Origin of the sequence: Oceanisphaera sp. W20_SRM_FM3, from assembly GCF_052119705.1 — a bacterium.
Taxonomy (GTDB): Bacteria; Pseudomonadota; Gammaproteobacteria; order Enterobacterales; family Aeromonadaceae; genus Oceanimonas.
Genome location: NZ_JBGQOP010000006.1, coordinates 50,392 through 75,545 on the forward strand (window position 1 = coordinate 50,392; position 25,154 = coordinate 75,545).

General features: G+C 50.3%; 19 protein-coding genes. 6 read left to right on the forward strand and 13 right to left on the reverse strand.

Annotated elements, in window-relative coordinates:
* Positions 1-11: 11 nt before the first annotated feature.
* The 4 genes from ACEN2G_RS05080 to ACEN2G_RS05095 form a co-directional block, all read right to left on the reverse strand.
* Positions 12-2,522, reverse strand: a complete 2,511-nt coding sequence (locus ACEN2G_RS05080; protein ID WP_442020390.1) for an EAL domain-containing protein — start codon at positions 2,520-2,522, stop codon at positions 12-14.
* Between the two features lie 191 nt (positions 2,523-2,713).
* The gene (gene asnB, locus ACEN2G_RS05085) at positions 2,714-4,378 is read right to left on the reverse strand and encodes an asparagine synthase B (protein ID WP_442020391.1); all 1,665 of its coding nucleotides are present in this window, start codon (positions 4,376-4,378) and stop codon (positions 2,714-2,716) included.
* Between the two features lie 196 nt (positions 4,379-4,574).
* Entirely contained in the window at positions 4,575-5,213 is a 639-nt protein-coding gene (locus ACEN2G_RS05090; protein ID WP_442020392.1) for a 2OG-Fe(II) oxygenase, read from the reverse strand.
* Between the two features lie 330 nt (positions 5,214-5,543).
* Positions 5,544-5,972 (reverse strand): YbjN domain-containing protein, encoded by a 429-nt coding sequence (locus ACEN2G_RS05095; protein ID WP_442020482.1) that lies wholly within the window; start codon positions 5,970-5,972, stop codon positions 5,544-5,546.
* A gap of 280 nt (positions 5,973-6,252) precedes the next feature.
* On the opposite strand from ACEN2G_RS05095, the gene ACEN2G_RS05100 reads away from it, so the two are divergent.
* A complete protein-coding gene (locus ACEN2G_RS05100; protein WP_442020393.1) occupies positions 6,253-7,113 on the forward strand; it encodes a universal stress protein in 861 nt (286 codons plus the stop codon).
* An 81-nt stretch (positions 7,114-7,194) separates the two neighbouring features.
* Here ACEN2G_RS05100 and cysQ read toward each other — a convergent pair whose 3' ends face one another.
* Positions 7,195-8,007, reverse strand: coding sequence for a 3'(2'),5'-bisphosphate nucleotidase CysQ (cysQ, locus tag ACEN2G_RS05105; RefSeq protein ID WP_442020394.1), 813 nt, complete (start codon positions 8,005-8,007; stop codon positions 7,195-7,197).
* A 245-nt stretch (positions 8,008-8,252) separates the two neighbouring features.
* Between cysQ and ACEN2G_RS05110 the strand changes: the two genes are divergently transcribed.
* On the forward strand, positions 8,253-9,845 hold the full coding sequence (locus tag ACEN2G_RS05110) for an ABC-F family ATPase (protein ID WP_442020395.1): 1,593 nt from the start codon (positions 8,253-8,255) through the stop codon (positions 9,843-9,845).
* 271 nt (positions 9,846-10,116) lie between these two features.
* On the opposite strand, the gene ACEN2G_RS05115 is transcribed toward ACEN2G_RS05110, so the two are convergent.
* From ACEN2G_RS05115 to mtgA, 6 genes are all read right to left on the reverse strand, one after another.
* Positions 10,117-10,971 carry a universal stress protein gene (locus ACEN2G_RS05115; RefSeq protein WP_442020396.1) on the reverse strand — a complete coding sequence of 285 codons (855 nt, stop codon included), beginning with the start codon at positions 10,969-10,971 and terminating at the stop codon, positions 10,117-10,119.
* A gap of 208 nt (positions 10,972-11,179) precedes the next feature.
* Positions 11,180-12,040 (reverse strand): universal stress protein, encoded by an 861-nt coding sequence (locus ACEN2G_RS05120; RefSeq protein WP_442020397.1) that lies wholly within the window; start codon positions 12,038-12,040, stop codon positions 11,180-11,182.
* 11 nt (positions 12,041-12,051) lie between these two features.
* Positions 12,052-13,533 carry a SulP family inorganic anion transporter gene (locus ACEN2G_RS05125; protein WP_442020398.1) on the reverse strand — a complete coding sequence of 494 codons (1,482 nt, stop codon included), beginning with the start codon at positions 13,531-13,533 and terminating at the stop codon, positions 12,052-12,054.
* A gap of 65 nt (positions 13,534-13,598) precedes the next feature.
* Positions 13,599-15,176, reverse strand: a complete 1,578-nt coding sequence (locus ACEN2G_RS05130; RefSeq protein ID WP_442020399.1) for a cation:proton antiporter domain-containing protein — start codon at positions 15,174-15,176, stop codon at positions 13,599-13,601.
* Between the two features lie 42 nt (positions 15,177-15,218).
* Positions 15,219-15,971 (reverse strand): HAD-IIA family hydrolase, encoded by a 753-nt coding sequence (locus ACEN2G_RS05135; protein WP_442020400.1) that lies wholly within the window; start codon positions 15,969-15,971, stop codon positions 15,219-15,221.
* A gap of 150 nt (positions 15,972-16,121) precedes the next feature.
* Positions 16,122-16,796, reverse strand: a complete 675-nt coding sequence (gene mtgA, locus ACEN2G_RS05140; protein WP_442020401.1) for a monofunctional biosynthetic peptidoglycan transglycosylase — start codon at positions 16,794-16,796, stop codon at positions 16,122-16,124.
* Between the two features lie 190 nt (positions 16,797-16,986).
* Between mtgA and ACEN2G_RS05145 the strand changes: the two genes are divergently transcribed.
* From ACEN2G_RS05145 to ACEN2G_RS05155, 3 genes are all read left to right on the forward strand, one after another.
* Positions 16,987-18,009 (forward strand): adenosine deaminase, encoded by a 1,023-nt coding sequence (locus ACEN2G_RS05145; RefSeq protein ID WP_442020402.1) that lies wholly within the window; start codon positions 16,987-16,989, stop codon positions 18,007-18,009.
* Positions 18,010-18,124: 115 nt separating this feature from the next.
* Positions 18,125-18,994: a flagellar protein MotY gene (locus ACEN2G_RS05150; protein WP_442020403.1), complete on the forward strand. Its 870-nt coding sequence runs from the start codon at positions 18,125-18,127 to the stop codon at positions 18,992-18,994.
* Positions 18,995-19,172: 178 nt separating this feature from the next.
* Positions 19,173-19,964 carry a sulfite exporter TauE/SafE family protein gene (locus ACEN2G_RS05155; RefSeq protein ID WP_442020404.1) on the forward strand — a complete coding sequence of 264 codons (792 nt, stop codon included), beginning with the start codon at positions 19,173-19,175 and terminating at the stop codon, positions 19,962-19,964.
* A gap of 315 nt (positions 19,965-20,279) precedes the next feature.
* On the opposite strand, the gene lpxM is transcribed toward ACEN2G_RS05155, so the two are convergent.
* Both lpxM and ACEN2G_RS05165 read right to left on the reverse strand, forming a co-directional pair.
* A complete protein-coding gene (gene lpxM / locus ACEN2G_RS05160; protein WP_442020405.1) occupies positions 20,280-21,248 on the reverse strand; it encodes a lauroyl-Kdo(2)-lipid IV(A) myristoyltransferase in 969 nt (322 codons plus the stop codon).
* Between the two features lie 65 nt (positions 21,249-21,313).
* Positions 21,314-22,105: a DUF3025 domain-containing protein gene (locus tag ACEN2G_RS05165; RefSeq protein ID WP_442020406.1), complete on the reverse strand. Its 792-nt coding sequence runs from the start codon at positions 22,103-22,105 to the stop codon at positions 21,314-21,316.
* A 268-nt stretch (positions 22,106-22,373) separates the two neighbouring features.
* Between ACEN2G_RS05165 and ACEN2G_RS05170 the strand changes: the two genes are divergently transcribed.
* The gene (locus tag ACEN2G_RS05170; protein ID WP_442020407.1) at positions 22,374-25,103 is read left to right on the forward strand and encodes a response regulator; all 2,730 of its coding nucleotides are present in this window, start codon (positions 22,374-22,376) and stop codon (positions 25,101-25,103) included.
* Positions 25,104-25,154 lie beyond the last annotated feature (51 nt).

Genomic DNA, 25,154 nt, shown 5'->3' on the forward strand with positions numbered 1-25,154 from the left:
CCCACGCCGTGCTAGACCAGATAGTGGGCGCTAAACTCATCTGCCGGCAGCGGTTTGCTGATTAAGTAACCTTGGATAAGATCGACATTATAGTGCGCCAGTGCCTCGCGTTGTGCTTGGGTTTCCACCCCCTCTGCCACCACTTTCAACTTTAAGCCTTGGGCCATGCCGGTGATGGCGGCCAAGATGGTTTCACTGCCCAGATTTTCGCCCAGTTGTTGAATAAAGCTCTGATCAATTTTTAGGATAGTGATCGGCAACTGATGCAAATAGCTTAAAGACGAATAACCGGTACCAAAATCGTCCATGGCGATGTCACAACCGAGCTGGCGCAGGGCGGTTAAAATGGTGATGGCCTGTTGTTGTTTATCCAATAACATGCTCTCGGTGAGCTCAAAATATAACAGCCCAGCCGGCAGTTGGTATTGCTTATATAAGGCTTGAATGTCGCTAATTAAGTCTTGCTGCCAAAACTGCTGCGCAGACAAATTCATGGCCACGGGCACCGGCGTTAAGCCTTCGTCTAGCCAGCGACGTAATTGAGCGGCCAAACTGTGCATTAGCACTCGGCCTAAAGGTTGCATCAGGCCGGCTCGCTCGGCTAAGGGAATAAAATCCCCAGGCGAAATCTGACCTAATTCGGGATCATGCCAACGGGCTAGCGCTTCAACGCTGACTAATTGTCCTGAATCTCGTTCCACTTGAGGCTGATAGTGCAGGTTTAAGCCATGACCGGTATCGATGGCGTTGCGCAGAGCCGTCTCCATGGCTAGCCAACGGTGCTCGCGTGCATCTAATGAGGTGCTATATAAGCGATAGCTATTGCGGCCTTCCTGCTTGGCTCTATACATGGCCGCATCTGCGTGCTGCAATAATTGCTCTGCACTGTTGGCATCATCGGGGTATATGCTAATTCCTAAGCTGCAGCCCACCCGAAATCGCTGATTGCTCAAGGATACCGGCTGGCCCACGGCGTCGAGCAGCCGACGCGCCACGGCGGTGATTGCATCCGCATCTGCGACGTCCGGTAACAACACAATAAATTCATCGCCGCCAAAGCGGGCCAGGGTGTCGTCTTCACGCAGGTGCGTCGCCATGCGCTTAGATACTTCGAGTAATAACTCATCCCCTGACGCATGACCTAGGCTGTCGTTGACCTGTTTAAAATGATCCAAGTCGATAAATAGCACCGCCAAGCGTTGCTGGTTGCGGTGGGCGTGGCGCAGCGCATGATCCAATCTGTCTTCTAATAACCGCCGATTGGGCAGTTGGGTGAGGGCATCGTAATAGGCGAGCTTACGTACTTGCTCTTCGTTTTCCCGAATATGGGTAATGTCGGTAAACAAGGCGGCAAAGTGGCTGATTTCGCCAACTTCATCACGAATACAGGTAATGGTTAACAGCTCTAAATACAGCTGCCCAGACTTACGTCGGTTCCAAATTTCACCGCGCCAATAGCCTTTTTGGCTTAGGGTTTGCCACATCAATTGATAAAAATTCGGATCGTGACGACCAGAAGACAGCAGGGCCGGATTTTTACCGATCACTTCTTCGGCAGTAAAACCCGTGGTGTGGGTAAAGGCGGGATTAACGAACTCGATCAGTCCCTGCGCATTAGTGATCATAATGCCCTCGAGAGAGGCGGCAATCACGCGTTCGGCCAGCTGTAAGTTAAGATGCGGATGCTGCAGCGCGAAATCACGCTGCAGCATAGCGTGGTGCAGCTCAGTCGTATGGCTGGTATCGGTGCCGTTTAAAATATTACGAAAGCCCAGCAAGCCAATAATGGTGTTGCTGTCGGGCGCTTTAACCGCTAAATGGCGTAACTTATTGTCGATCAATAAGTCGCGGGCCTGCAACAAGGATCCTTCTGGCGTTATGGTGAGCAAGGGTCGGCTGGCCAGCTCGCTCACGGGCGTGTCGCCGGGGTGGCGAGCCACGTAACGCACCATATCGCGCTCGGTAATAATGCCGTATTCATCTTCAGTGCACAGCACCACGGCCGCGTCTTGCTGGTGAGCCAGCATTAAGGGCGCAGTCTGGCCCAAGGTGAGTGTGCCGGCCACCACTAGCGGTGCTGCATCCATGGCTTCGCTCACGGTGCGCAGGCTCAAATACAGCTCCAGGCCTTGTTTTAGCGTGATGTCGGTTTGCGATATGATGCCTTGCGGGCGACCGAGATTATCCACGACCAATAAATGGCGCAGCCCTTGGCTGTTAAAACGGGCCGCGACTTCTGAGGCGCGCGCATTCCAGTTGACGCTGCTGACGGGGCTGCTCATCACGTCGCTTATCGGGCGAGATAAAGACTGAGGGTCATTAAAGTCGAGGCGCAAGCTATCGTGCTCGGTCCAAATACCAATGGCGAGGTCATTTTTTATGACCAGCATAGAGCTGCAACGGCGCTCGGCCATGCGCTCGGCCACCGCATAAATAGGCGTGTTTGGGGCACAGCTTAATAAGCCGCGGTGCATGATGCGCTCTACAGGCAGGTCGGCAACGTTGGAATCAAGGTCTTTCACTTTAACTCAATCGAAACTAATTTATGTCTCACACTAGCATATTCAACTGCGAGAGCCGATCTAAATACCGTGAAAATAGTAGGGACTTAAAGAAATTATTATTTATGCTAATAAAAAATCGTTTAGCCCCTTTTTGTATCACTAATCTGCGGATAGTCGGCGTGTGACCGCTATCCGCAGTTACCTCTAGTTTAATAAGATTGGCTGTGTACCCCTTTAATGGCGCGGCCCGAGGGGTCGGCCATGAGTTTCCATTGCTCATCCCATTCAATGGCCGTGGGGGTTGAGCAGGCCACGGAAGGGCCACAGGGCACGCAGCGAGCGGCTGATTCCTGAGGGAAGTGCCCTTCAAAAATCGCGCGATAATAATAGGCTTCTTTATTAATGGGCGTATTCACTGGAAAGCGAAAGCCTGCCGCCGCCATCATCTGGTCGGTGACCTCTTGCTCCACCATTGCTTTAAGGCTGTCGATCCACGAATAGCCAACGCCGTCCGAAAATTGCTCTTTCTGACGCCACACTACTTCATCGGGCAGCAGGTCGCTGAAGGCTTGGCGCAGTATGTGCTTTTCCATTTTTCCTTGGCCACACATTTTGTCGGTTGGGTTGAGGCGCATGGCCACATCCATAAACTCTTTGTCGAGAAAGGGCACCCGCGCCTCCACACCCCATGCGGCCATCGACTTGTTGGCGCGCAAGCAGTCGTACATGTGCAGAGCTTGCAGCTTGCGCACGGTTTCTTCGTGAAACTCGCGGGCGTTGGGCGCCTTGTGAAAATATAAGTAACCGCCAAATAGCTCGTCTGAACCTTCGCCGGACAACACCATCTTGATGCCCATGGCTTTAATGCGCCGCGCCATCAAATACATGGGGGTCGAAGCTCGAATGGTGGTGACGTCATAAGTTTCGAGGTGATAGATGACCTCACGCAGGGCATCCAGTCCTTCTTGTACCGTGTACAGCAATTCGTGATGCACTGTGCCTAAGTGTTCGGCGACCTTGCGTGCGGCAATCAGATCCGGAGCATTTTCTAGGCCTACGGCAAACGAGTGTAACTGGGGCCACCAAGCTTTGCTGTTATCTTGATCTTCTACTCGTCGGTCGGCATAGATTTCGGCAATGGCAGAAATCACCGACGAGTCGAGTCCACCCGACAAAAGTACCCCGTAAGGCACATCGCACATGAGCTGGCGTTTAACGGCCGCCATTAGCGCCTCGCGCAGCTCTTCTACGCTCGAGGTTTGTTGCTCCACATTGACGTAGTTTTCCCAGTCGCGTTGATAATAGCGGCGCAACTCGCCTTCTTTGCTATACAGCAAATGCCCGGGTGGAAACTCGTTAATGGTTTTGCACACAGGGGTTAGCGCCTTCATCTCGGAGGCGACATAAAAATTACCTTGCTCGTCGTGTCCGGTATAAAGCGGAACAATGCCCATGTGATCCCGAGCAATCAAATAAGTGTCTTGCTCCTCGTCGTAGAGGACGAAGGCAAAAATGCCATTGAGCTCGTCCAGAAAATCAGGGCCTTTTTCCTGATATAAGGCGAGGATAACTTCGCAGTCCGATTGGGTCTGAAATTTAAAATCACCCTCAAGACCGGCTTGCAGCAATTTGTGGTTATAGATTTCACCATTCACTGCTAGGGCATGGGTTTTGGCTGGGTTAAGCAGGGGTTGAGCGCCGCTGTCTAAGCCGACAATGGCTAACCGTTCGTGCACCAAAATGGCTTTTTCACCGCTATAAATGCCGGACCAGTCTGGGCCGCGATGGCGCAGTAGCTTAGATAACTCCAATGCGCGGGTGCGCAGCGGCGTAACATCAGACTTAAGATCGAGAATACCTAAGATAGAACACATATCATCATCCTTAATTTGTGGCTCCGTATCATAAATTTAGGTTGGCAGAGTCACAGCAGGATGGATAGTCGAAATGGATAAAAATTAAAAATAAAGCCACTATATTTTTAATTTCTCATTAATAGTGGTTTATTTAGGTGAATAGATAAAATAGCAGGTTATTTTTTACGTATTCGTTAATTCAGGATCCGGTCAATTACAGCATTACGGCGGGAGCGATAGGATCGTCAATGCGAAACCAACCGGCAATACTCATGCGATCCCGCTGGGCGGGTAGCACTTCATGGGGGAAATCTTCCGATAAAAAACACACTAAGGTGCCGGCAGCGGGCAAAATACGGTGCAACACACTTGAGCCTTGATCGCTATACACCAGTAATTCGCCGCCTTGACTCGCTTGCCAGTCATCATTGAGATAGAGCACTGTCGTGATGCGCCGGTTGCCGCGACCGCGAAAGGCATCCACATGTTTCTTATAAAAATCACCGGCTTGATACAGCGCATAATGGCACTCGTAATCTTTGAGTCCCAAAAATAGCTGTCGATTGAGTGCTTGCTGCAAACGGGCCATCAAGGACAGGTAATAAAGCTGAATGGGCGTATTGCCTTCTAACCAGCGGGTTTTATCACTGCGAATGCGCTCATTAGTTTGCTGGTCTCGCTCACGACCTATGGCTGCTGGAGTAAGCTCGCCTGCAGGCAACGTCAGTAAGTCATGACGTAAGCTGGCGACAATATTGCTGTCAATAAAGTGAGGGAAAATGCCAATGCCAGGGCCTGCTAACGCCTCAATAATGCCATCAAAATTGAATTCAAGTCCTACTACTGCATTCACGTTTAACCCTCCAAGATTCAAGCTGCCATTAGGCGTGCTTATTAGCACAGATAGCGGCCTCAGTAGCCAGAGAGAAAAATTGCATGTGTAGCTTGTCCTTATTGCTTATGCGAAAAGGGCGGTAAGCCTCACATAGCTATCAACATAGCCCTTCTGAAGCCGAAATACAAAAATGCTTACTAAACAATTACTTAATAAATAGCGATTTTTTAAGCGTCGGATATGGAGGAAAAGTTGTGAGCTGTGCGACCTTCACAGCTCATCGCACAGTACTTGGGGTATTAGTAACTGGGGTATTAGTAATTGGGGTATTTTTGTGGGGCAGAGCAGTTAGTGCACTGCGGCGCTGTGCTTGCCAGGTTCGTCGTCTTGCATTAAAAATCCCAGCTCACCGATTTCGAATAACAACTGCTGGGTGGCCATCACAGTCTGTTGCACTATCCAGATGAATTGTGTCTCATCTATACCAGCTTGGGTGTGCAGGTAATCGGCAACGATTAATCGCGGCAGGTTATCGTCCACGATATCGACAAACACCTTAAGGCCGGGATAGTTCATGTTCAAACGGCCGAGATCCGCCACTAACACCAATAGCGCCGTGGGTCTGATTTCGATCTCACTGGTCAGCAGGGCACCTTCTTGCTCGACAAACAAACGACTTTCCAGCACGCCCTCCAGCTCTTGCAGTTCAGATAAATGAATGCCGTGGCAGTTTTCACACACGTAATGTTCAATGTAGCCGGCGCTAAGCCAACGCATGGCGGTTTCTGCTGTTAACACTCAAACTCCTAAACTATAAGCAGGTAAAGAGTCGCTAGTGTAAACCAAAGCAGGCAGCAGGAGAATAAAAAGCCGGTGCTATTAGCCCGCCCATGCGAGTAGCGCCCCTTGAGAGCTAAGTGAGAATTTGCTTTTGTACTAAAAACGGGGAATGCTGAACCTTGACTCACTCACCAGACATTAATAAGCAGAGTTAACGGTTGCCGTTAACAGCCATCATGAACGGCCACAGGACTTTTTTAATACAAGGAAGATAAATGTGAAAACCTTGCTAGCTGCAATTGATTTGGAACCCGGCTCCAGCTTAGTCGTAAAAAGAGCGGCTGAGCTGGCAGTGCGTTTGGCCGCGAAATTGCATTTGGTGCATGTGGTGGATGACTCGCTCACCCTCTATGAACCCATGGTGGAAATCTCGGTGCGCCATCGGCTTACACAAGCCGCAGAAACCGCATTGGACGCTTTGTTTAATTTGTTGCCCGAGGATCTTCAGGCGCGCAGTAGTTGTGAGGTGCTGTTGGGTAAACCGCATCAGGCATTGGCCAAATACAGTAGCTGGTCGCAGGCCGACTTACTGATCGTTGGTCGCCATCACATAGAGCCGCTGCGGGACTTATTTGTCGGTACCACTGTGGAGCGTTTACTGCGCCACTGCGATATACCGCTATTAATGGTGAGCACAGATCCGGTTGAGCCATATTTACAGGTGATGGCGGCCACCGATTTTTCACGCAGCTCTCATCATGCGCTGCAAGCAGGCTTGTGGCTGGCGCCCGATGCTACTTTTCAGCTAGTCCATGTCTGCGATCCACCTTTTATGAGCTTCGTACGCTACGAACAAGAGGATCTCGACCAGTTATTAGCGGAGAAAAAGACGCGTTTAACCCAAGAAATCACCCGCGAAATGACGTATTTTTTAGCCGACGACGACCAAAGTCGCATCCAAAGTCAAGTGCTGACCGGCAATGCGCAGCATCAGTTAACGGAAGCCTGCGAGTTACAAAGACCGCAATTGTTAGTGCTGGGCACCCACGGCCGACAAGGCCTCAGCCGCTTATTGGTCGGCAGCGTGGCCAACGCTTTTCTCAGTACCTTGCCCTGTGATGTATTAGTCGCCAGATAATCTTGTGTGTGAGACGTGAGACGAAAAAACACCGAGTTTTTAGACTCGGTGTTTTTATAGTCGTCGTGAGGCGTCGTTTGTTTATGAAGCCCTAAATAGACTAGGCCAATCTTGCTGATTATCACCCAGCACTAAGAAGTAGGGGTTTAGCAATTGCTCGGTGCTGGCATAACTGAGAGTGTCGCCATTCAACTGCACCACACTCCCACCCGCTTGCTCCACTACACATTGCGCCGCCGCCGTATCCCACAAGGAGGTGGGGCCTAAGCGCGGATAGACATCGGCACTGCCTTCGGCCACTAAGCACAACTTAAGTGAGCTGCCCATGGGCACTAATTCATGCTCGCCCAACTGCGCAAGTAAGGCCGGCATGGCGTCTCCCCCGTGAGAGCGGCTGCCCACCAGTCGCCACGGACTGCCTGGGTGGTGAGTGGCAACGTGCAACTGAGTCACTTGGCCTTGGGCATCAATTTTCTCGGCACCAAGATTGATGGCCGCGCGATAGCAAACTTCCAAGGCGGGCGCATACACCACGCCTAATACCGACTTGCCGTGCTCGATAAGCGCGATATTGACGGTAAACTCGCCGTTGCGTTTAATAAATTCCTTGGTGCCATCCAGCGGGTCAATTAACCAATAACGGCTTTGGGCATCGGCACCACTAAAGGCGGCTGTGTCTTCTTCCGATAATACCGGCAGCAACGGGGACAAGCGGCTCAGTTGCTGCTCAATTAAATGATGAGCAGCGTGATCAGCTTGGGTGAGCGGTGACTGATCGGCTTTCTCAGTCACCGCAATCGGGCGGCTGTAAATGTCCATGATGGCGGCCCCGGCCGCACGCGCTATGGCTTCCACTTCGCTCAATAGCTGGCGATTAATAGGGTGATTTATCATTAATATTGGCATCCTGCATCGGGCTCTTGAAATATAGCGATATAGTATAAAAAAATTAAGCTTATGCCTATTTAATCAAAATCGGCGGGTAAGCAAGCTGGCATGCTAGGCGGCGTTGAATGCGCGTGGGTTAAGTGAGGCGATAAATACGTCCATTCTTTGAACTTTTCCTCGACTGTCGGTATCCTTACTCACTTCTGGCGTTAACGCCTGTCTTCTTCGTTCTTTAATTGTGAGTTTGCTTCTTGATTTCCACCAATAATATCACCATGCAATTTGGCGCTAAGCCGCTGTTTGAAAACATCTCCGTTAAATTTGGCGACGGTAACCGTTATGGCCTAATTGGCGCCAATGGCTGCGGTAAGTCTACCTTCATGAAAATTTTGGGTGGCGATCTAGATCCAAGCTCTGGCCACGTGAGCCTAGATGTGAATGAGCGTCTGGGTAAGCTGCGCCAAGATCAATTCGCCTATGAAGAGTTTCGCGTGCTGGACGTGGTTATGATGGGCCACGCCGAGTTGTGGGCCGCCCTTCATGAGCGCGATGCCATTTATGCCAACCTTGAAGCCACCGACGACATGTACATGCGGGCCGCCGAGCTAGAGGGCGAAGTGGCTGAATACGACGGTTACACCGCCGAATCACGAGCCGGTGAGCTGCTATTAGGGGTGGGTATCCCTCTCGAACAGCACACGGGCCCGATGAGCGAAGTAGCACCGGGCTTAAAGCTACGTGTGTTATTGGCGCAGGCCTTGTTCTCGGATCCAGAAGTCTTGCTGCTCGATGAGCCGACCAACAACTTGGACATAGACACCATTCGTTGGCTGGAAAGCGCGCTCAACGAGCGTAACAGCACCATGATCATCATCTCCCATGACCGTCACTTCTTAAACAGTGTTTGTACCCACATGGCGGATTTGGACTTTGGTGAGCTGCGTGTTTATCCGGGCAACTACGACAACTATACGCTGGCGTCTAATCAAGCCCGTGAGCGTTTGATGTCTGATAACGCCAAGAAGAAAAGTCAAATTGCTGACTTGCAGTCGTTTGTGGCGCGCTTTAGTGCCAACGCCTCTAAAGCCCGTCAGGCCACGTCACGTGCTAAGCAGATTGACAAAATCGTCTTGGAAGAAGTGAAAGCTTCCAGCCGTCAGCACCCCTTTATGCGTTTTGAGCAAGAGAAAAAGCTCTATCGTAACGTGCTTGAGATGGAAGACATGTGCCAAGGCTACGATGGCAATACACTGCTAAAAGACCTGAATGTGCTGGTTGAAGTGGGTGAGCGTATCGCGATTTTGGGTGCTAACGGTATCGGTAAAACCACATTGGCGAAAACCTTGGTGGGCGAATTGGCTCCCATGAGCGGCCGTTGTAAGTGGTCAGAGAACGTGAAAATTGGCTATTACGCGCAAGATCACGCCAGTGACTTCGATATGGACATTACGGTGTTCGATTGGATGAGCCAATGGCAGCAAGCCGACGACGACGAGCAAAGTGTGCGTGGCGTATTAGGCCGTTTGCTGTTTAACCAAGACGACATTAAGAAGAAAGTGAAGGTGTTGTCGGGTGGTGAGCAAGGCCGCATGTTGTTTGGCAAGCTAATGATGCAAAAGCCCAATATCTTGGTGATGGATGAGCCTACCAACCACTTGGATATGGAGTCTATTGAATCACTCAACATGGCGCTGGAAATGTATCCTGGCACCTTGATCTTCGTGTCTCACGACCGTGAATTTGTGTCGTCATTGGCGACCCGTATTTTAGAGCTCACAGAAGATGGCCTGCGTAACTTTAGCGGCAGCTACGAAGAGTACTTGCGTGAGAAAGGCGTACTGTAAGCCTCACTCACCTCAGTAACACACTGATGTAAAAACACCCCAACGGGCTTAGCTCGTTGGGGTGTTTTAGTTTGTGGCTATAAGTCTCAATTTTTAAAATCTAACACTTAAATCTATTTAGCCACACAATCCACGGACAAGCTCCAGTTCAAGGGCAACAAGGACTTCATTTTTGTAAGGGTTAACCTCTAAAAATCGCTTTCGCTCTTCTCTCTATTTTCCGTGTATTCTGTGTTCTTCCGTGGCAAATAAGTGTTTATCTAAATATTACTTATCTTAATATTAATAGCGGCTTGGTGGACTCTTGCAGCATTAGGTCGGTAATGCTGCCCAGTAACCACTGGCGGATGCGAGAATGACCATAAGCGCCCATCACCACTAAGTCGATATCCTGTTGTTCTTGATAGGCGAGCAAGTTTTTCTTCACTTCACCCTGTAACAGCTTAGCCGAGGCCTTTAAGCCGGCAACTTCCAGCTGTAAGCGCGCCACTTCTAATTGTTCTAGGTTGTGCGGATCTGCGTCTGCCACCATGACTAAATGGCATTCTAAGCCTTTAAATAAGGGCGATGTAGCCAGCATCTCCACGCCTTTAAGACTGGTTGCACTGCCATCGAAGGCGAGCATCACTTTTTTCGGTGCTGTAAATACGTCCCAAGTGAGTAATAGCGGCTTATCTGTGGTGCGGATCACTTGCTCCACATGACTGCCTAATCGACTCAGATCGTCATCCTCGTTCGCACCTTGGCGGCCCATTACCAATAACTGGCAATAATCATCGTATTGCTCGATTTCGTGTACCAAGCGCCCGACACGCTGAATGGTGCGTGGGGCGGTATAACCTGCCGCCTGAATATGATTACTGGCCAGTTCGAGTATTTGGCGGCTGTGCTCTTTGGCTAAGGCTTCGCGTTTGGTGTCAAGATCGACCAGTTCTTTCGTGATGTTATCTTGCGGAGTAAGGCTGGCGGCCCCGCTAATACCAAACAGTAGCGTGGGTTCAGATTTGGGTAATACATGCAATAACACAAGAGATGCCCCCAGCTGACTGCTTGCCCAAGCGGCATAATCGCAAACCGTAGTGGTGTGTTTAGAACCGTCAATACAGGCTAGTACGTTTGTCTTCATGAGCATTATCCCGTTGATTAAGTTGTTGACTTAAATACAAGAATCGCGGGGGCTTCGATTCAAAATTAATGTAGCACACATTAAGCAAGTTTGAAGCCATGCCAATCAAGTATCATAAACTTGTCACAAAACTAATAAATAGAATGAGTTAGTGCTACTCGGTCTAGCATTTTTAGCGCAAGATGAGTAGCGGCTCAGCGTACTTTCTTTAGCGCAGAATAAGCAGCGGCACCTTGGCTTGCTTTATCATGGCAAGCGTGGTGCTACCCAGCAACAACTGGCGGATCCGTGAATGACCATAGGCGCCCATCACCATCATCTCCAGTCCAAATTCAGCTTGATATTCACTGAGCGTACGCTCCACAGGCCCTGATAATATCCGAGTGACTACTGTGATATCCGCTTGCTGTAATAAGACTTGTGCCCAGCTGATTTGCTCTTGATGGGCTTGGTTATCCTCGCCCACCAACACCAAATGCAACTCTAGCCCTGCCAGTAAACGACTATGGGCTAATTGGGTAACGGCGGCGCGGGTGCTGGCACTAGCGTCAAAGGCTAACAGTACCTTTTTCGGCGCCTTAAAATAATCTTTAGTCAGCAACATAGGGCAGTTTAAGCTGCGGGTAATGGCCTCTACGTGGCTGCCTAAGTGTGGCGAGTCCGCCGATGAGTTTGCTCCGTGGCGGCCTAAAACTAACAGACGAGTGCAAGGTGCAAATTCGACTAAGGTCTCTAGCAGAGAGCCGTGGCGTTGCATAGTATTTGCCAATACACCGCCTTTTAGCACGTGGACCTGTGCGGCTTCCAGCAGCAAACGGCCGCGCTCACTGGACTCTTTGCTTTGCTTGGCATCCAACTCACTTAAATAAGCTAATAATTGCTCTTGGCTGCCAAGGCCTATGCTGCCACTTAAATCCGGCGGCACGGCGGCGGCGGCCTTGTTGGGCACGTGCAATAATTGCAACGGGGCGTCCAAACGCAAACTGGCCCACATGGCGGCGTCAGCAACGGCATTGGCGTAACGTGAGCCATCGATACAGGCGATTACATTGGTTGTTATATTCGTCATAGCAGCTGTCCTTATTGGCCGGTTAGCTTAATCGTGGCGCTATCTTTATGTATACCAAAGCGATCCACTAAGGTGGCACTGGCTTCATTAAGGCCGACAATTTCCACTTCGGCTCCTTCGCGCTTAAAACGTAACACCACTTTATCAAGTGCAGCTATGGCACTGATATCCCAAAAATGTGCGCGACTGACATCAATGCGCACCCGCGTGAGTACTTCTTTAACATCAAAAGCCGCTACAAACTGATCAGTGGAAGTAAAAAACACTTGGCCAACCACCTGATAATCGCGAGTGTGCTTTTGCGTCTGGCTACTGGTTATCGTAAGTAGTCGACTGATCTTATGCGCAAAAAACAAGGCACTTAACAAGACACCGACTAAAACACCATAAGCTAAGTTATGGCTGTAGACCACCACGGCGACCGTGGCGAACATCACAATATTAGAGCTGAGCGGATGGGTTTTAAGATTTGCTACTGAGCTCCAGCTAAAGGTACCGATAGAGACCATTATCATTACCGCCACCAAGGCTGCCATGGGGATCAGCGATACCCAAGGGCCTAAAAACACCACCATCATGAGTAACACCACGCCCGCCACCAGCGTCGAGAGCCGGCCTCGGCCGCCAGATTTAACGTTGATTACCGACTGGCCAATCACGGCACAACCGGCCATGCCCCCGAGTAAACCGGTGGCTAAGTTAGCGATACCTTGACCCTTACATTCGCGGTTTTTATCACTTTGGGTATCGGTTAAGTCATCCACTATGGTGGCGGTCATCATGGACTCTAACAAACCCACTATGGCCAACGACAAGGAGTAGGGGAAAATAATAGCCAGTGTTTCAAAGTTGAGCGGCACATCTGGCCATAAAAAGATGGGCAGACTGTTGGGCAAGTCACCTTTACTGCCTACATTTGGCACATCTATACCAAAGTAAACGGCAACCAGCGTCAGAACGACGATACACACTAAAGGAGAGGGCAGCAGCTTGCCTAAATAGGGGACCAGCGGCAGCAGATACACAATGGCAAGGCCTGCTGCTGCCATGGCGTACACATGCCAACTGCCGCCCATCAGCTCCTCTATTTGCACCATAAAAATCAAAATGGCCAAGGCATTGACGAAGCCTGTGACCACTGACGTTGACACAAAGCGCATCAGCTTGGCCAAGCGGAAATACCCGACCAGCAACTGCAACACGCCACAGAGCAAGGTGGCAGCCAGTAAATACTGCAAGCCGTGATCTCTCACCAAGGTGACTATCAAAAGTGCCATGGCACCGGTGGCGGCCGAGATCATGGCCGGTCGCCCGCCGGCAAAAGCGATCACCACCGCCATGCAAAAGGAGGCATATAAACTGACCTTAGGATCTACGCCTGCGATTACCGCAAAGGCCAACGCCTCGGGGATCAAGGCCAAGGCCACCACTAGGCCGGCCAGTACATCGCCGCGAATATTAAAAAACCAAGTCTGTTTTAGCTGAGATAACATGATAAAAATTCCAAAAGTTCCAAAATAATAAATGGTGTATGAAAAAGGCGTCTTTGAGGTGCGATTTACTTGACTGGACTTGACTCTATCACGTGGCGGGCAAAGCCACTGCCCGCTTCTTCGTAGATATTAAAGATATCGTCGGCACCTAACTCACGCAGTTGTGCGCCTTCATCTGGGTAGCAAATAATGGCGGCTACGCGACCTTTAAAGTGGTTGTAGCGAATTTGCTCCAGCGCATATAAGTTACCCGCATGATTGGGCATGGCGAGAAAGATATACTCGAGCTGCTCGCTGATGCTGGTTTTATCCCAAAAGTCCGAGTCAGAAGCATCGCCTTCGATGGCGTTAATATTGAGTTCATTAAGCAAAGTGACTTTCTTAGTGTCGCTGTCTATGCCTAACAATTGGCCCGGATAAAGCGCTTCTAGCTCCATGTAAGCACCTTGGCCGATGCGGCCCATGCCCACAATCAGTACCCGCGCCTTGCCTAATTCGATAGGTTGGTCATCGGGGTGCAACTGGGCGTGCTCACGAGGCGCAAAGCGCTGCATAAAGCGGCGATACAAGCTTTCGTTATGGGTGTTGAGCGGAGCTGAGATAACAAACGACACCGCCAGTGCCAGCGAGACGACGATGGCCCAGTCATTACTCAACAAGCCTTGCTGCGCTGCCAATGCGGCCACGATTAAACCAAATTCAGAGTAATTAGACAGGCTAAAGCTGGCCAACAAGGAGGTTCGAATACGCAGCTTGGAGCGGCTATACAGCCAGTAATAAATGAGGCTCTTAACGGGCAAGACCAGCAGCAAGAGGGCGGCAATCCAAACGGCATCGAGCGTGGGCAGTCCCTTCAGCCCTATGCTCAAGAAAAACGCCACCAAGAAGAGTTCTTTCATATTAAAGAATGACTTGGCCAAGGCCGAGGCACTGTAATGGGATGCCAGCATCATGCCGATGATTAGCGCCCCTAAATCACCTTTTAACCCCAGCCATTCAAAGCCGCCATAGCCTACCACCAGCGCTAAAAAGATGGCAAACAAGGTTTGCAACTCACCGTGGCCAATGCGTGCCAAAATCTTAAAGGCTAACCAGCGAATAAGAGGCAATAAAGCCAGCAAGCCGATGGCCCAGATGCTTGGCACAGTCCCCTTAGACACTGTTAAAAACGCCACGGCAAACAGGTCTTGCATTACCAACACCCCAATGGCGATACGGCCATAAAAGGTGTTCATGTCGCTGCGCTCTTCCAACACCTTAACCGCAAATACGGTACTGGAAAAACTCAACGCAAACCCCATGAGCATGGCTTGGCGCCACTCTAATTCGGCGGCCAAGCTAAAACCTATAGCTTTAATTGCCAGCAACACTAAGGTAAAAAATAACGTCGACAGCAGAATATGGCCTGAGGCGGTGCCCCAGACCTCTTTTCTCAGTAACACCTTGAGATCCAGCTTAAGCCCTATGCTAAACAGCAGCAGGGTGACGCCTAAATTTGCCAAACCGTCGAGCGTGGCACTGCTTTCGTAGCCCATGGCGTTGAGTACAAAGCCTGCCACTAAAAAGCCGATTAAGGGCGGCAGGTTAATCAGATAAACGGCTAAACCACAGCCGAAGGCGATGGCGATAAAAGTGGGATCCATGGGCATGCTTTACCTTAACGAACGTGATCTTAAAAAATCACTTTAAAACAAATCAATCTCTGCCGCCGAGGCATACACATGCTGCGGGCGAAAGGGCATTTTATCGATATCACTCACTTGGCTGACGCCAGTCAGCACCAGCACGGTTTCAAGACCGGCTTGAAAGCCCGCTAAAATATCGGTTTTTAAATTATCGCCCACTATGATGGTTTCTTCCGAGTGAGCGTCCATGTGATTGAGCGCGGCGCGAATGATCCACGCGCTGGGTTTGCCCACATAGAAGGGCTTTTTGCCGGTCATGCGCTCGATAGGAGCACACAAAGCACCGCAAGCTGGGTGCATGTGTGGGCCGTGGGTATCGGGATTAGTGGCAATAAAGCGCGCGCCCTCAGACACAAAGCGCGCCGCCATCTGCATCATGGACCAGTTATAGTTGCGGGTTTCGCCCACCACCACAAAGTCGGGGTCTATGTCAGTAATGGTAAAGCCGGCTTTATAAAGCTCGTGTATCAAGGCGCCTTCGCCAATCACATAGGCTTTTTGGCCACTTTGGCGTTTTAAAAAGTCCGCCGTGGCCATGGCTGAGGTGTAAAACACCGACTCAGGCACGTCTATGCCCGCAGAATAAAAGCGATTTTGCAGATCTTTTGGCGTTTGTGACGGGTAATTGGTGAGAAATAACAAATTTATTTCTTGCTCGAGCACGCGGCGCACAAAGGCATCGGCACCGGGAATTAAATCATTGTTATGCAGAATAACGCCATCAATATCACAAATTAGGTTCTTAATTTTCATCTGTATTCTCCTTGGCGCTCGTACTGTGACGATGACCAGATTAAACGTACTAAAGGATACCCAAACTGATCCCTCGATCATGTGTCTATCGTGGTGCAAAGCCATGACAAAGATGTGACACCTTACCGAACCAGATTAATAGGGCATGGCTCAGGGTTTCACGCACCTTAGTAAAGGGCCTAATTGGTTGACGCGCAGGCGTATGGTCGCGGCGCGACCCTGTACGTATGCCGAGGGCCGCCCGGCATTGTATTCACGGGGGTTCGGCAAGACGGCGGCCAATAGCGCCGATTGGTGCGGCGAAAGCGTGGCCGCTGAGGTATTAAAGTAAGCTTGGGCCGCCGCTTCGGCGCCATAAATGCCCGGGCCAAATTCGGCAATATTTAAATACAAGGTCATGATGCGCTCTTTGGGTAATATCAGCTCCAACATGGGGGTATACACGGCTTCTAAGCCTTTGCGTACTAAGCTGCGGCTCGGCCACAGATACAAGTTTTTGGCGGTTTGCATGCTAATAGTGCTGCCGCCGCGCAATTTACCGTCATGCTTAAACTCGCTGGCTACGTCTTTAAACGCATCCCAGTCAAAGCCACTGTGTTGGCAAAATTTATTATCTTCACTAGCAATTACCGAGTTTTTCAGAGAGTTAGCGATACGGTGTGCGGGTTGCCAGTGTTTGTTAATACTTTCACCTTCAAACAGGCGGAGCACCATTAATGGCGTGACGGGGACCGGCAGATAGCGATAGGTTAAGGTCAGTATCAGCGGCAGCACTATCACCAGTGCTAACAGCCAGCGCAGCAAGCGTTTGAGAAAAGAAAACATCAATAAAGCGTCCTTGATTATGGCCTTTTGCTATTAGGTCACACTTCCAACACTTAGCCCAGCATGCTGCTGGCATTAGTAGGTAAATGCTTGTTATGTTTTAACTTATGCGTCTGTAATGCGTCAGTGACACAGCCGTTATATTTATCTCGCCAGCCACTGTGCTGGCCTAGGGCTTTGGAGACACCTCATGACCCATTTTATTAGTGCTTTGCCCAAAGTAGAGTTACACCTGCACATAGAAGGCACCTTGGAGCCGGAGCTGGTATTTGCGCTTGCCAAGCGCAATGGTATCACTCTCAATTACTTAGATGAAAGCGCCTTACGGGCGGCTTATCAGTTTCATGACTTACAATCGTTTTTAGATGTCTATTATGCGGGCATGCAAGTCTTGCTGACCGAGCAGGATTTTTTTGATCTCACCTGGGCCTACTTGGTGCGCTCGCACGCCGATAACGTGCGCCATGTGGAAATCTTCTTCGACCCTCAAGCGCATCTGGCCCGAGGCGTTCCTATGACGTTTGTGGTGGAGGGTATAGTGCGCGCGCTAGAGCAGGCGCGCCAACAATGGGGCTTAACCAGCCGACTCATAATGTCGTTTTTACGCCATCTCACTGAAGAATCGGCGATGGAGACGCTGCGCTTAGCCGAACCCTTTCGGTCACACTTATCGGGCATAGGGCTAGATTCGGCAGAAAAAGGCAATCCGCCCACTAAGTTTGCCCGCGTGTATGCACAGGCTCGCGCCCAAGGTTATCGCTTAGTGGCCCACGCGGGTGAAGAAGGGCCCGCCAGCTATATTCGTGATGCGCTCGATATTTTACAGGTAGAGCGCATCGATCACGGCGTGGCGGCCATTACCGATGCCCCTCTGATGGCGCGGTTAGCCCAAGCGCGCATTCCGCTGACTGTGTGCCCGCTGTCTAATTTGAAATTAAAGGTCATAGACCAGATGAGCGAATTGCCCGTGCGGCAACTGTTAGCGGCAGGCGTGTGTGTCACTATTAACTCAGACGATCCTGCCTACTTTGGTGGCTACATGAATGCCAATTATCAGGCATTACAAGACGGCTTGACATTAAGCGATGCCGAGCTGTTGCAGTTGGCGCTAAATAGCGTTGAAGCCTGTTGGTTATCACCACCAGAAAAAGCGCGGCTCACTCAAGCCGTCTATGCCCATGGTGACGCTTATGGTGTGGTATTGGCGCCGTAATGCTGACGGCTAAAAACGGCTGCTAAAAAACGACGGCTAAAAAACGATGCGTAAGCTGCTAAAGAATAAGGAGGCCTAGCCGATACCTTAATTATCGATTTATAGGAGAGCTGGCGTGCGCATCATATTATTACTGGCTGGGTTAACGTGCGCTACCGCTTGGGCACAGCCCCGCGCCTATATCGCTAATTTAGATCAGTCGTTGTGGCGGCTCACCGCAGACTCGGCCATTGAGTGTCGCTTAGAGCACCCGATCCCGGGCTTTGGTACCGGTGCTTTTATTAGTCAATCTGGAAAACAGATTAATTTAGTGTTCGCCTTAAGCCCGTTGCGGGCGCAGCCGCGTACCCAAACCGCCTCGCTGGTCAGTCAGTCGCCGCAGTGGCAACCCGGCCGCGGAGCGGTTGCCTTGTCGCGGGTCACCTTTTATCAGCAGTTTGACGCCATGGTCGAGCAACAAGCGGCTTGGGTGATGCTAGATGAACTGAGCCAAGGACGTTGGCCGACATTTTATTTTGATGATTGGTATCGTAAAGGCCAGCCTACCAGCGTGGGATTATCCTCGGTTAACTTTCGTGCCCGTTACTCGGCATTTTTAGATTGTCAGGCCAATCTGTTGCCTTATCGCTTTGAAGATATCGCCTTTAGCGTGCTCAATTACGTAAATAATGCCGACATGCTCACCGAGCATTCTAGCCAGCGTTTAGCCATGATTGCCGAATACGTGAAGGCGGATCCTAATATTGCTAAGGTCGTCATTAATACTTATACCGACAGCTTTGGTACCGCTTACCATAATAAACAGTTATCCGAAAATAGAGCCAAGGCGATTAAGGCCTACTTTTTAGAGCTGGGTCTGCCAGAAGACAGCATCAGCCTAGAAGGGCACGGCGAGCGTCGCCCGATTGCCGATAACCGTGACGCTGATGGTCGTGATACCAACCGCCGAGTGGTGATAAGCCTAGGTGCGAAAACGCAAATCTAGTTAAGTCGCCGAGCTAACAGCTAAAACCAACACCGAGCAATAAGCTCGGTGTTTTGTTATGTGGTTTTTGTTAGGCGTTCAGTACGCTATTTTTATAAGGCCGCTTTACAGGCATAATAGCCGCCTTATTTCTCATCATGCTCATTAATGGGTAAAAATAATCAGCTAGGAATAATCGATGACGTGGTTAATGTATTTGGCCTTGGGTGCCTTTGCTGGCACCTTAGCGGGCTTGTTTGGGGTGGGCGGTGGCTTAATTATTGTGCCGGTGCTAATTATTAGCTTTAAGTTGCAAGGCATAGGCGGTGATTTAGTCACCCATATGGCGGTGGGGACCTCACTGGCCACCATTATGTTTACTTCACTTAGTGCTATTCATACTCATCACAGCCGCCGCGCCATTGATTGGCGGTTAGCGGCCATGATGTCGGTGGGCATAGTAATAGGGGCTTGGCTGGGCGGTTACACCGCCGATAAAATATCGGGGCCCATACTGCAACGCTTGATAGGTTTGTTTGCTTGGTTAATGGCGGCACAAATGCTGTTTGGGCTGGCGCCAAAAAGTGGCGCGCCACTGCCGGGTAAACCGGTGCAGGTGGCGGTGGGCGGCATTATTGGCTGGGCCTCGGGTATCTTTGGCATTGGCGGTGGCTCACTCACGGTGCCCTTTTTAACCTGGTGCTCGGTACCCATGCAACGCGCTGTGGCCGTGTCAGCTGTGTGTGGTTTCCCCATCGCCTTGGTTGGCGCCCTCAGTTATGTGGTGCATGGCTTGGATCGTGCAGAGTTGCCACCCGAGGCGTGGGGGTATATTTATTTACCCGCATTAATTGGCGTCAGTCTCGCCAGCATGCCTTTTGCTCGCCTTGGGGCGACGTGGGCGCACAAGCTGTCTGCGATAGCGCTTAAACGAGGCTTTGCCGCCTTCTTGGTGGTGGTAGGAGCCAAGTTCTTGTTCTTCCCCGGTTAACGCCGTACGTATAACGCCATACGTGGTAAGTAAACAAAAACGCCGAGTCATAAGACTCGGCGTTTTTGTTCAATGTTGGTTTTGACCTTGTAGGGTGGCAACTTGTTCGCCACGGTTTTATATTTTTTTAAATTATCCGCTAAGGCGACCCGCCGAAGCGTTCTATTTATAAACAAGTAGCGGCTACAAAAAACATTCACCATTGCTTGATTAATCAGCGCAGCTCTCTAGCAATCAAGTAGTCGTCGACGCGGGCCACTAACCAAAGCACGACTAAGCCCACGCTCAGCCACAGTAAATACGCCAGTGCCGCCATTAGCGTTTCCTAATGGCGCGAATACCCGCTTCATATCGGCCTTCTTCAGTGTCTACTTGGGTTTGAAAATACTTTAAAAACCACATGTATTGCTCGGGCCATTCAGTTAATAAGGCTTCAATTTCCGCGTTCATGGCGCGGGTGTCGGCGGTTATATCGCTGGTGGGGTAAGGCGCCATAGCCGGGCGCATCACTAGCTCATAACGATGTAGCTTGGTGTTATACACGCTTAATACCGGTATCACCTTGGCTCCGGTCAGTTTTACTAATTTAGACAGCGCGGGCAGGGTGGCTTTGGGCTCGCCGAAAAACGGCACAAACAAGCTGGCTTCACGGCCGTGATCTTGGTCGGGTAAATAGAAAAAGTGCTTGCCGCTTCTAATGGTTTTAATCACGGCTTTAATGCCGGCATCACGCTCATAAACGATGCCATTAAAGCGTGCGCGCTGGCGATTAATAAACCAATCAAACACTTCATTTTTGGCGCTGTGCATCATGGTACACATGGGCAGACCTAATGAGGTTAAATATAAACCGCCTGCATCTATGGCCCAAGTATGGGGGATCATAAAGATGATTTTTTCGTCCGCAGCCAAGCAGGCATCCAGATGCTCTTGGCCATGGACTTTAAAGCGGCCTTGCAAATAACGTTTGCTGCGCGCCGTCCATTCGCCGTAGCTGATAAAGGTCATTAAGCCGGCGCGGATAGAATGCGCCAACATGGCGTCCACTTGGCTTGCGGTAAGCTTTGGAAAACACAATTTTATATTGGTGCGCGCTATGTAACAGGGCTTTTTGGCCAGACGCATTAACAGAGAGGTAAAGATGCCGGCAAGGGCGTCGCGTGCGCGCACCGGCAGCCAAGCCAGCAACCAGAGCGCGGCGATAGCGAGCCAAGTGAGCCAGTATTTAGGATGCAAGTAATGACGTTTAAAGGTGAGATCATAAACGGGGTCAGCCACAGCCACAGTAGATTCCTTTTAATAAAGAGGCGAGCAGTGTAAGAAAAAATGACTTATAAATCATCTGTTACCTATTTGGACGGCTGGCGGCGCGGCCGAAAATAATCCTGATTGTCATAAAATGTGGGGTCTTGATTCTCAGGCCACCAATCGGGTATGCCCAGCAGCGGTATGGGGAGTAAAGGGCGCGGCTGATCAAACAAGGCGGTGCGGGCAAGCTCAGTGGCCAGTATGGGATCAAGGTGGGTATATTGCTGAGCACGATTGAGTGTAAAAAAGCACGGCTCTACCTCAATCACCACGCATTTCGCCGTTAAGCCGATAAAAGGCGCAAGGGCCTGTTCATATAATGCGTGACCAAAAATAAACGGTTGCCAATCGCTGCCAAAGCGCGCCCGTTGCTCAATAAACAAGCCCTGCCAATCATGCTGTTGCAACAATTGCTTCATTTCGGCCTGATCACTGACCACTAACACCAGCCCACATTCATCGAAATGAGTAATGCGGTCACGCCTCGGCGTACGTGTTAAGCCTTGGGCATTAATGTCCGCCATGTGCAAACGGGTAAGCAGAGATTTAGTGTGTGGAAACAGCGCCCAGATCAAAGCGCCAAAAAAGTCATGCCAGTTGGTCGCGCGTGTTGGCACCAAGCCCTGAGCCACCGCTTGTTCGTAGTAGCAATTAAGCGCCAAAAACTCAGCATCATCAATAAAGCGCACCGGCAAGGGCTCGCCTGCCAATGAGGGATTTAATCGTCGATTAAGCTCGGCTACCGTTGGCCAATCGGGACAAGTGAGATCCATAAGCCCCGTCAGTTGTGCCAATACGGCGTTACGCTGAATAACGTTAGCATCCCAAACCATAAATATCCCCACCTATGACGGTCTTTAAAAGCCGGCAAGCATACCCAAAACTGTGTCTTACGAGAAGAGCGAGGGCAAGCAGGCCGCGTCAATGGTAATATATGGCCTCAGGGTTAGGCGCTCACGCCAGCGAACATGATTCACCGTTACGCAAATATGTTCAGCCGTTACGCAAGCATGGACAACCCGCACCGCAATCTCGATAACCAGGCAAGTATTTAACCAGGCAAGTATCAATCAGCCGAGCCATAGCAGGGATAGAAAAGAAATGAGGGTAGTAACACCGGGCTTTAGTTTTTTTCCGCGCATGGCCTTGCTGGGCTATGCGCTTATGATGTCGTTTTTGTTGCTTGGCTATAGCGCCAATCAATATTGGCAGTACCATCATTATCAGGTGTTAGAGCAGGGCATTGAGCCTGTGGTGGCGGCACTTCATGACTTGCAGCGCAAGGTGGTGATCAATGCGGATAAAGACCTGCTATTAAATAAAAAAATCAGCCAGCTGTCGCAAAACATCTACCAGTTTACGGCGTTTATTGAAAACAGAGCTACGCCGCTGGCGGGCTTGGAGGAGGTGCAAGCTCGACTCAAGCAATACCAGCAACAATTGCAGGCGCTGCAAGATGCCGACATGCACAGCCGCTACGCCTTAACCGCCTTTACGGAGCGAATGCGAGCTCTAGTGGATAAAGACGACAGTTATTATTCTATTTTACTTAGGCGCAGCCGTTTGTATCTTAATGCGCCCAATATTCAGTATTTATATGTACTGGATGACGATGCCAGCCGCTGGCAAGATCAAATGCAAACCAGTAATCAAGACTTGTTTGATCACTACCAACTGTACCGCAACAGCCTAACGCCCTTAGTACAGCAGCGCCACGCCTTGATAAGCGACAATAAAGACGTGTTACTAGACTATAAAACCAAGTGGCAGCAGGCGTCTCACCATCATTTACAATATATGCAGCTGGCCTTGTTGCTGTGGCTACTATTCGTCTTTAGCTTAGGCTTGGTGGTGTTGTGGCTACATAACCGAGAGTTGCGCAAGGTCAGCCAAGCGTCTCTTGAGCTGGCACGCGCTAAGACCGACTTTTTAGCGAACATGAGTCATGAAATACGCACGCCCATGAATGCCATCATAGGTTTCGCTTCTCTTTTGCAGCAAACACCGCTCTCACTGAACCAACAGCAATATTTAAAAAAAATCAGCCAGTCCTCAGAAAACTTATTACTGCTGATCAACGATATTTTGGACCTAACCAAGGTTGAAGCCGGCAAGTTAGAGTTGGAAGACATCGCCTTTGATTTAAATGAACAGCTGGAAAAACTCTCCAGCTTATTTGCAGATCTCTCTGAGCATAAACAACTCGAAGTGATCATAGATAAAGCGGCTGACGTGCCCAATTTGCTGCGCGGCGATCCATTGCGCCTCGGTCAGGTTTTGATAAACCTAGTCAGTAATGCGATTAAATTTACCGAGCGCGGCGAGGTGATCTTAAGCATCACCTTATGCAGCGAACAATATAATGAAACATCCAGCCATCACACACCTAAAGCCGCACCGTCGAGCCGCGAGCGGGACAAGCCTACGGGGCCAAGATTATGCTTTGCCATTAAAGATACCGGCATTGGTATTATTCCCGACCAACTGAGCCGCTTATTTCATGCCTTTACCCAAGTGGACGCCAGCACCACCCGTAAATATGGCGGCACCGGCCTTGGCTTAAGTATTAGTCATCATTTGGTGCAATTGATGCAGGGCACCATAGTCGTGGACAGTCAGCCTGGCCGTGGTTCTACCTTTACCGTTAACTTGCCATTAAGGGTGGCGGAGCAGGAGCGCTTAACGCCTGTGGTGACTTATCAAGCTCAAAAAGTATTATTAGTGGACGACAATCCACTGGTTTTACAAGTGACCAGTCAGCTACTGCGCCAGCTTGGATTAGTAGTGTATAGCGCGTCCAGTATTGATGCGGCGAAAGTGCTGCTACACAAACAAGGCGAGCAATTGGCGCTGGCGCTGATTGACTGTTGCATAGTGCAAGATGATGGGCTGGATTTAGCGCGTTTTATACGTGCTCAAGACCAGCTAGCGCACATTGCCATAGTGGTGATGAGCGCCTTTGGCCAAGATAAAGTAGCAGAAAAGATGCGCGCCTTAGGGCTCACGCATTTTTTAGCTAAGCCTATTACCGAGCAAAATTTGCGCTTAAACGTGAGCCGCGTACTGGCCCCTCAAACCAGCACACACTTAGAGCCATTAGCCCTCAATCAATCTCAATTAGCGGATTACCGTCGCCAATTACTGGGTAAGCAAATTTTGCTGGCTGAAGACAACCGCATGAACCAGCAATTAATCTTGGAGTTTTTGAATCAGGTAGGGGTGTCAGTCACCATGGCGGACAATGGCCGCCAAGCGGTGGAGCTGATGAATAAGCAACAATTCGATGCCATCTTAATGGATCTACAAATGCCGATCCTCGATGGTATTGAGGCCACCCGCCAAATTCGTAAACTCAATACTCAACACGACATTCCTATTATTGCCTTAACGGCCAGCGCCATGCGCGGCGATAAAGAGATAAGCATTAGTGCGGGCATGAACAGTTATGTGACTAAGCCCGTGGATCGCTTCGCGCTGTATCAAGCCCTAGTGTTGTACTTGACACCACAGACAGCGTTGCCGTTAGTACAGCAAAGGGTGCAAACTCTACCTGAGTTAGCACCGCCAAAACCGGCCATGCAAAACCTAGCCGAGGGTCAGGCATTTTTAGCACAGCATCAAGATCTGGTGTGGCAATTGACGGCCTTGATGGCGGCAAAAGACTGGCCTTCAGCACAGCAATTGATGCAGGCACTGGCCCAGCAGGCCGAAACACTCGAACTCACCGAGCTTGCTGCTCAAGCACACCTGATATGGAAAACATTACAACAGCAGCAGCGGCCCAGCGCCGAGCAACTGAGCCGATTAAAACTCTGCCTAAGGGAAAGCTAAGGCCAGCGTAGCACGCGGCTTTAAAGTCAAACCGAGCCGAATAAATGGACT

Coding starts and splice junctions, on each gene's coding strand:
- ACEN2G_RS05115 (WP_442020396.1), bottom strand. CDS start 10,971: ATGAAGACAAACGTACTAGCCTGTATTGACGGTTCTAAACACACCACT.
- ACEN2G_RS05095 (WP_442020482.1), bottom strand. CDS start 5,972: ATGCGTTGGCTTAGCGCCGGCTACATTGAACATTACGTGTGTGAAAAC.
- ACEN2G_RS05145 (WP_442020402.1), top strand. CDS start 16,987: ATGACCCATTTTATTAGTGCTTTGCCCAAAGTAGAGTTACACCTGCAC.
- ACEN2G_RS05130 (WP_442020399.1), bottom strand. CDS start 15,176: ATGGATCCCACTTTTATCGCCATCGCCTTCGGCTGTGGTTTAGCCGTT.
- ACEN2G_RS05155 (WP_442020404.1), top strand. CDS start 19,173: ATGACGTGGTTAATGTATTTGGCCTTGGGTGCCTTTGCTGGCACCTTA.
- asnB (WP_442020391.1), bottom strand. CDS start 4,378: ATGTGTTCTATCTTAGGTATTCTCGATCTTAAGTCTGATGTTACGCCG.
- ACEN2G_RS05125 (WP_442020398.1), bottom strand. CDS start 13,533: ATGTTATCTCAGCTAAAACAGACTTGGTTTTTTAATATTCGCGGCGAT.
- mtgA (WP_442020401.1), bottom strand. CDS start 16,796: ATGTTTTCTTTTCTCAAACGCTTGCTGCGCTGGCTGTTAGCACTGGTG.
- ACEN2G_RS05170 (WP_442020407.1), top strand. CDS start 22,374: ATGAGGGTAGTAACACCGGGCTTTAGTTTTTTTCCGCGCATGGCCTTG.
- ACEN2G_RS05120 (WP_442020397.1), bottom strand. CDS start 12,040: ATGACGAATATAACAACCAATGTAATCGCCTGTATCGATGGCTCACGT.
- ACEN2G_RS05165 (WP_442020406.1), bottom strand. CDS start 22,105: ATGGTTTGGGATGCTAACGTTATTCAGCGTAACGCCGTATTGGCACAA.
- ACEN2G_RS05135 (WP_442020400.1), bottom strand. CDS start 15,971: ATGAAAATTAAGAACCTAATTTGTGATATTGATGGCGTTATTCTGCAT.
- cysQ (WP_442020394.1), bottom strand. CDS start 8,007: ATGATAAATCACCCTATTAATCGCCAGCTATTGAGCGAAGTGGAAGCC.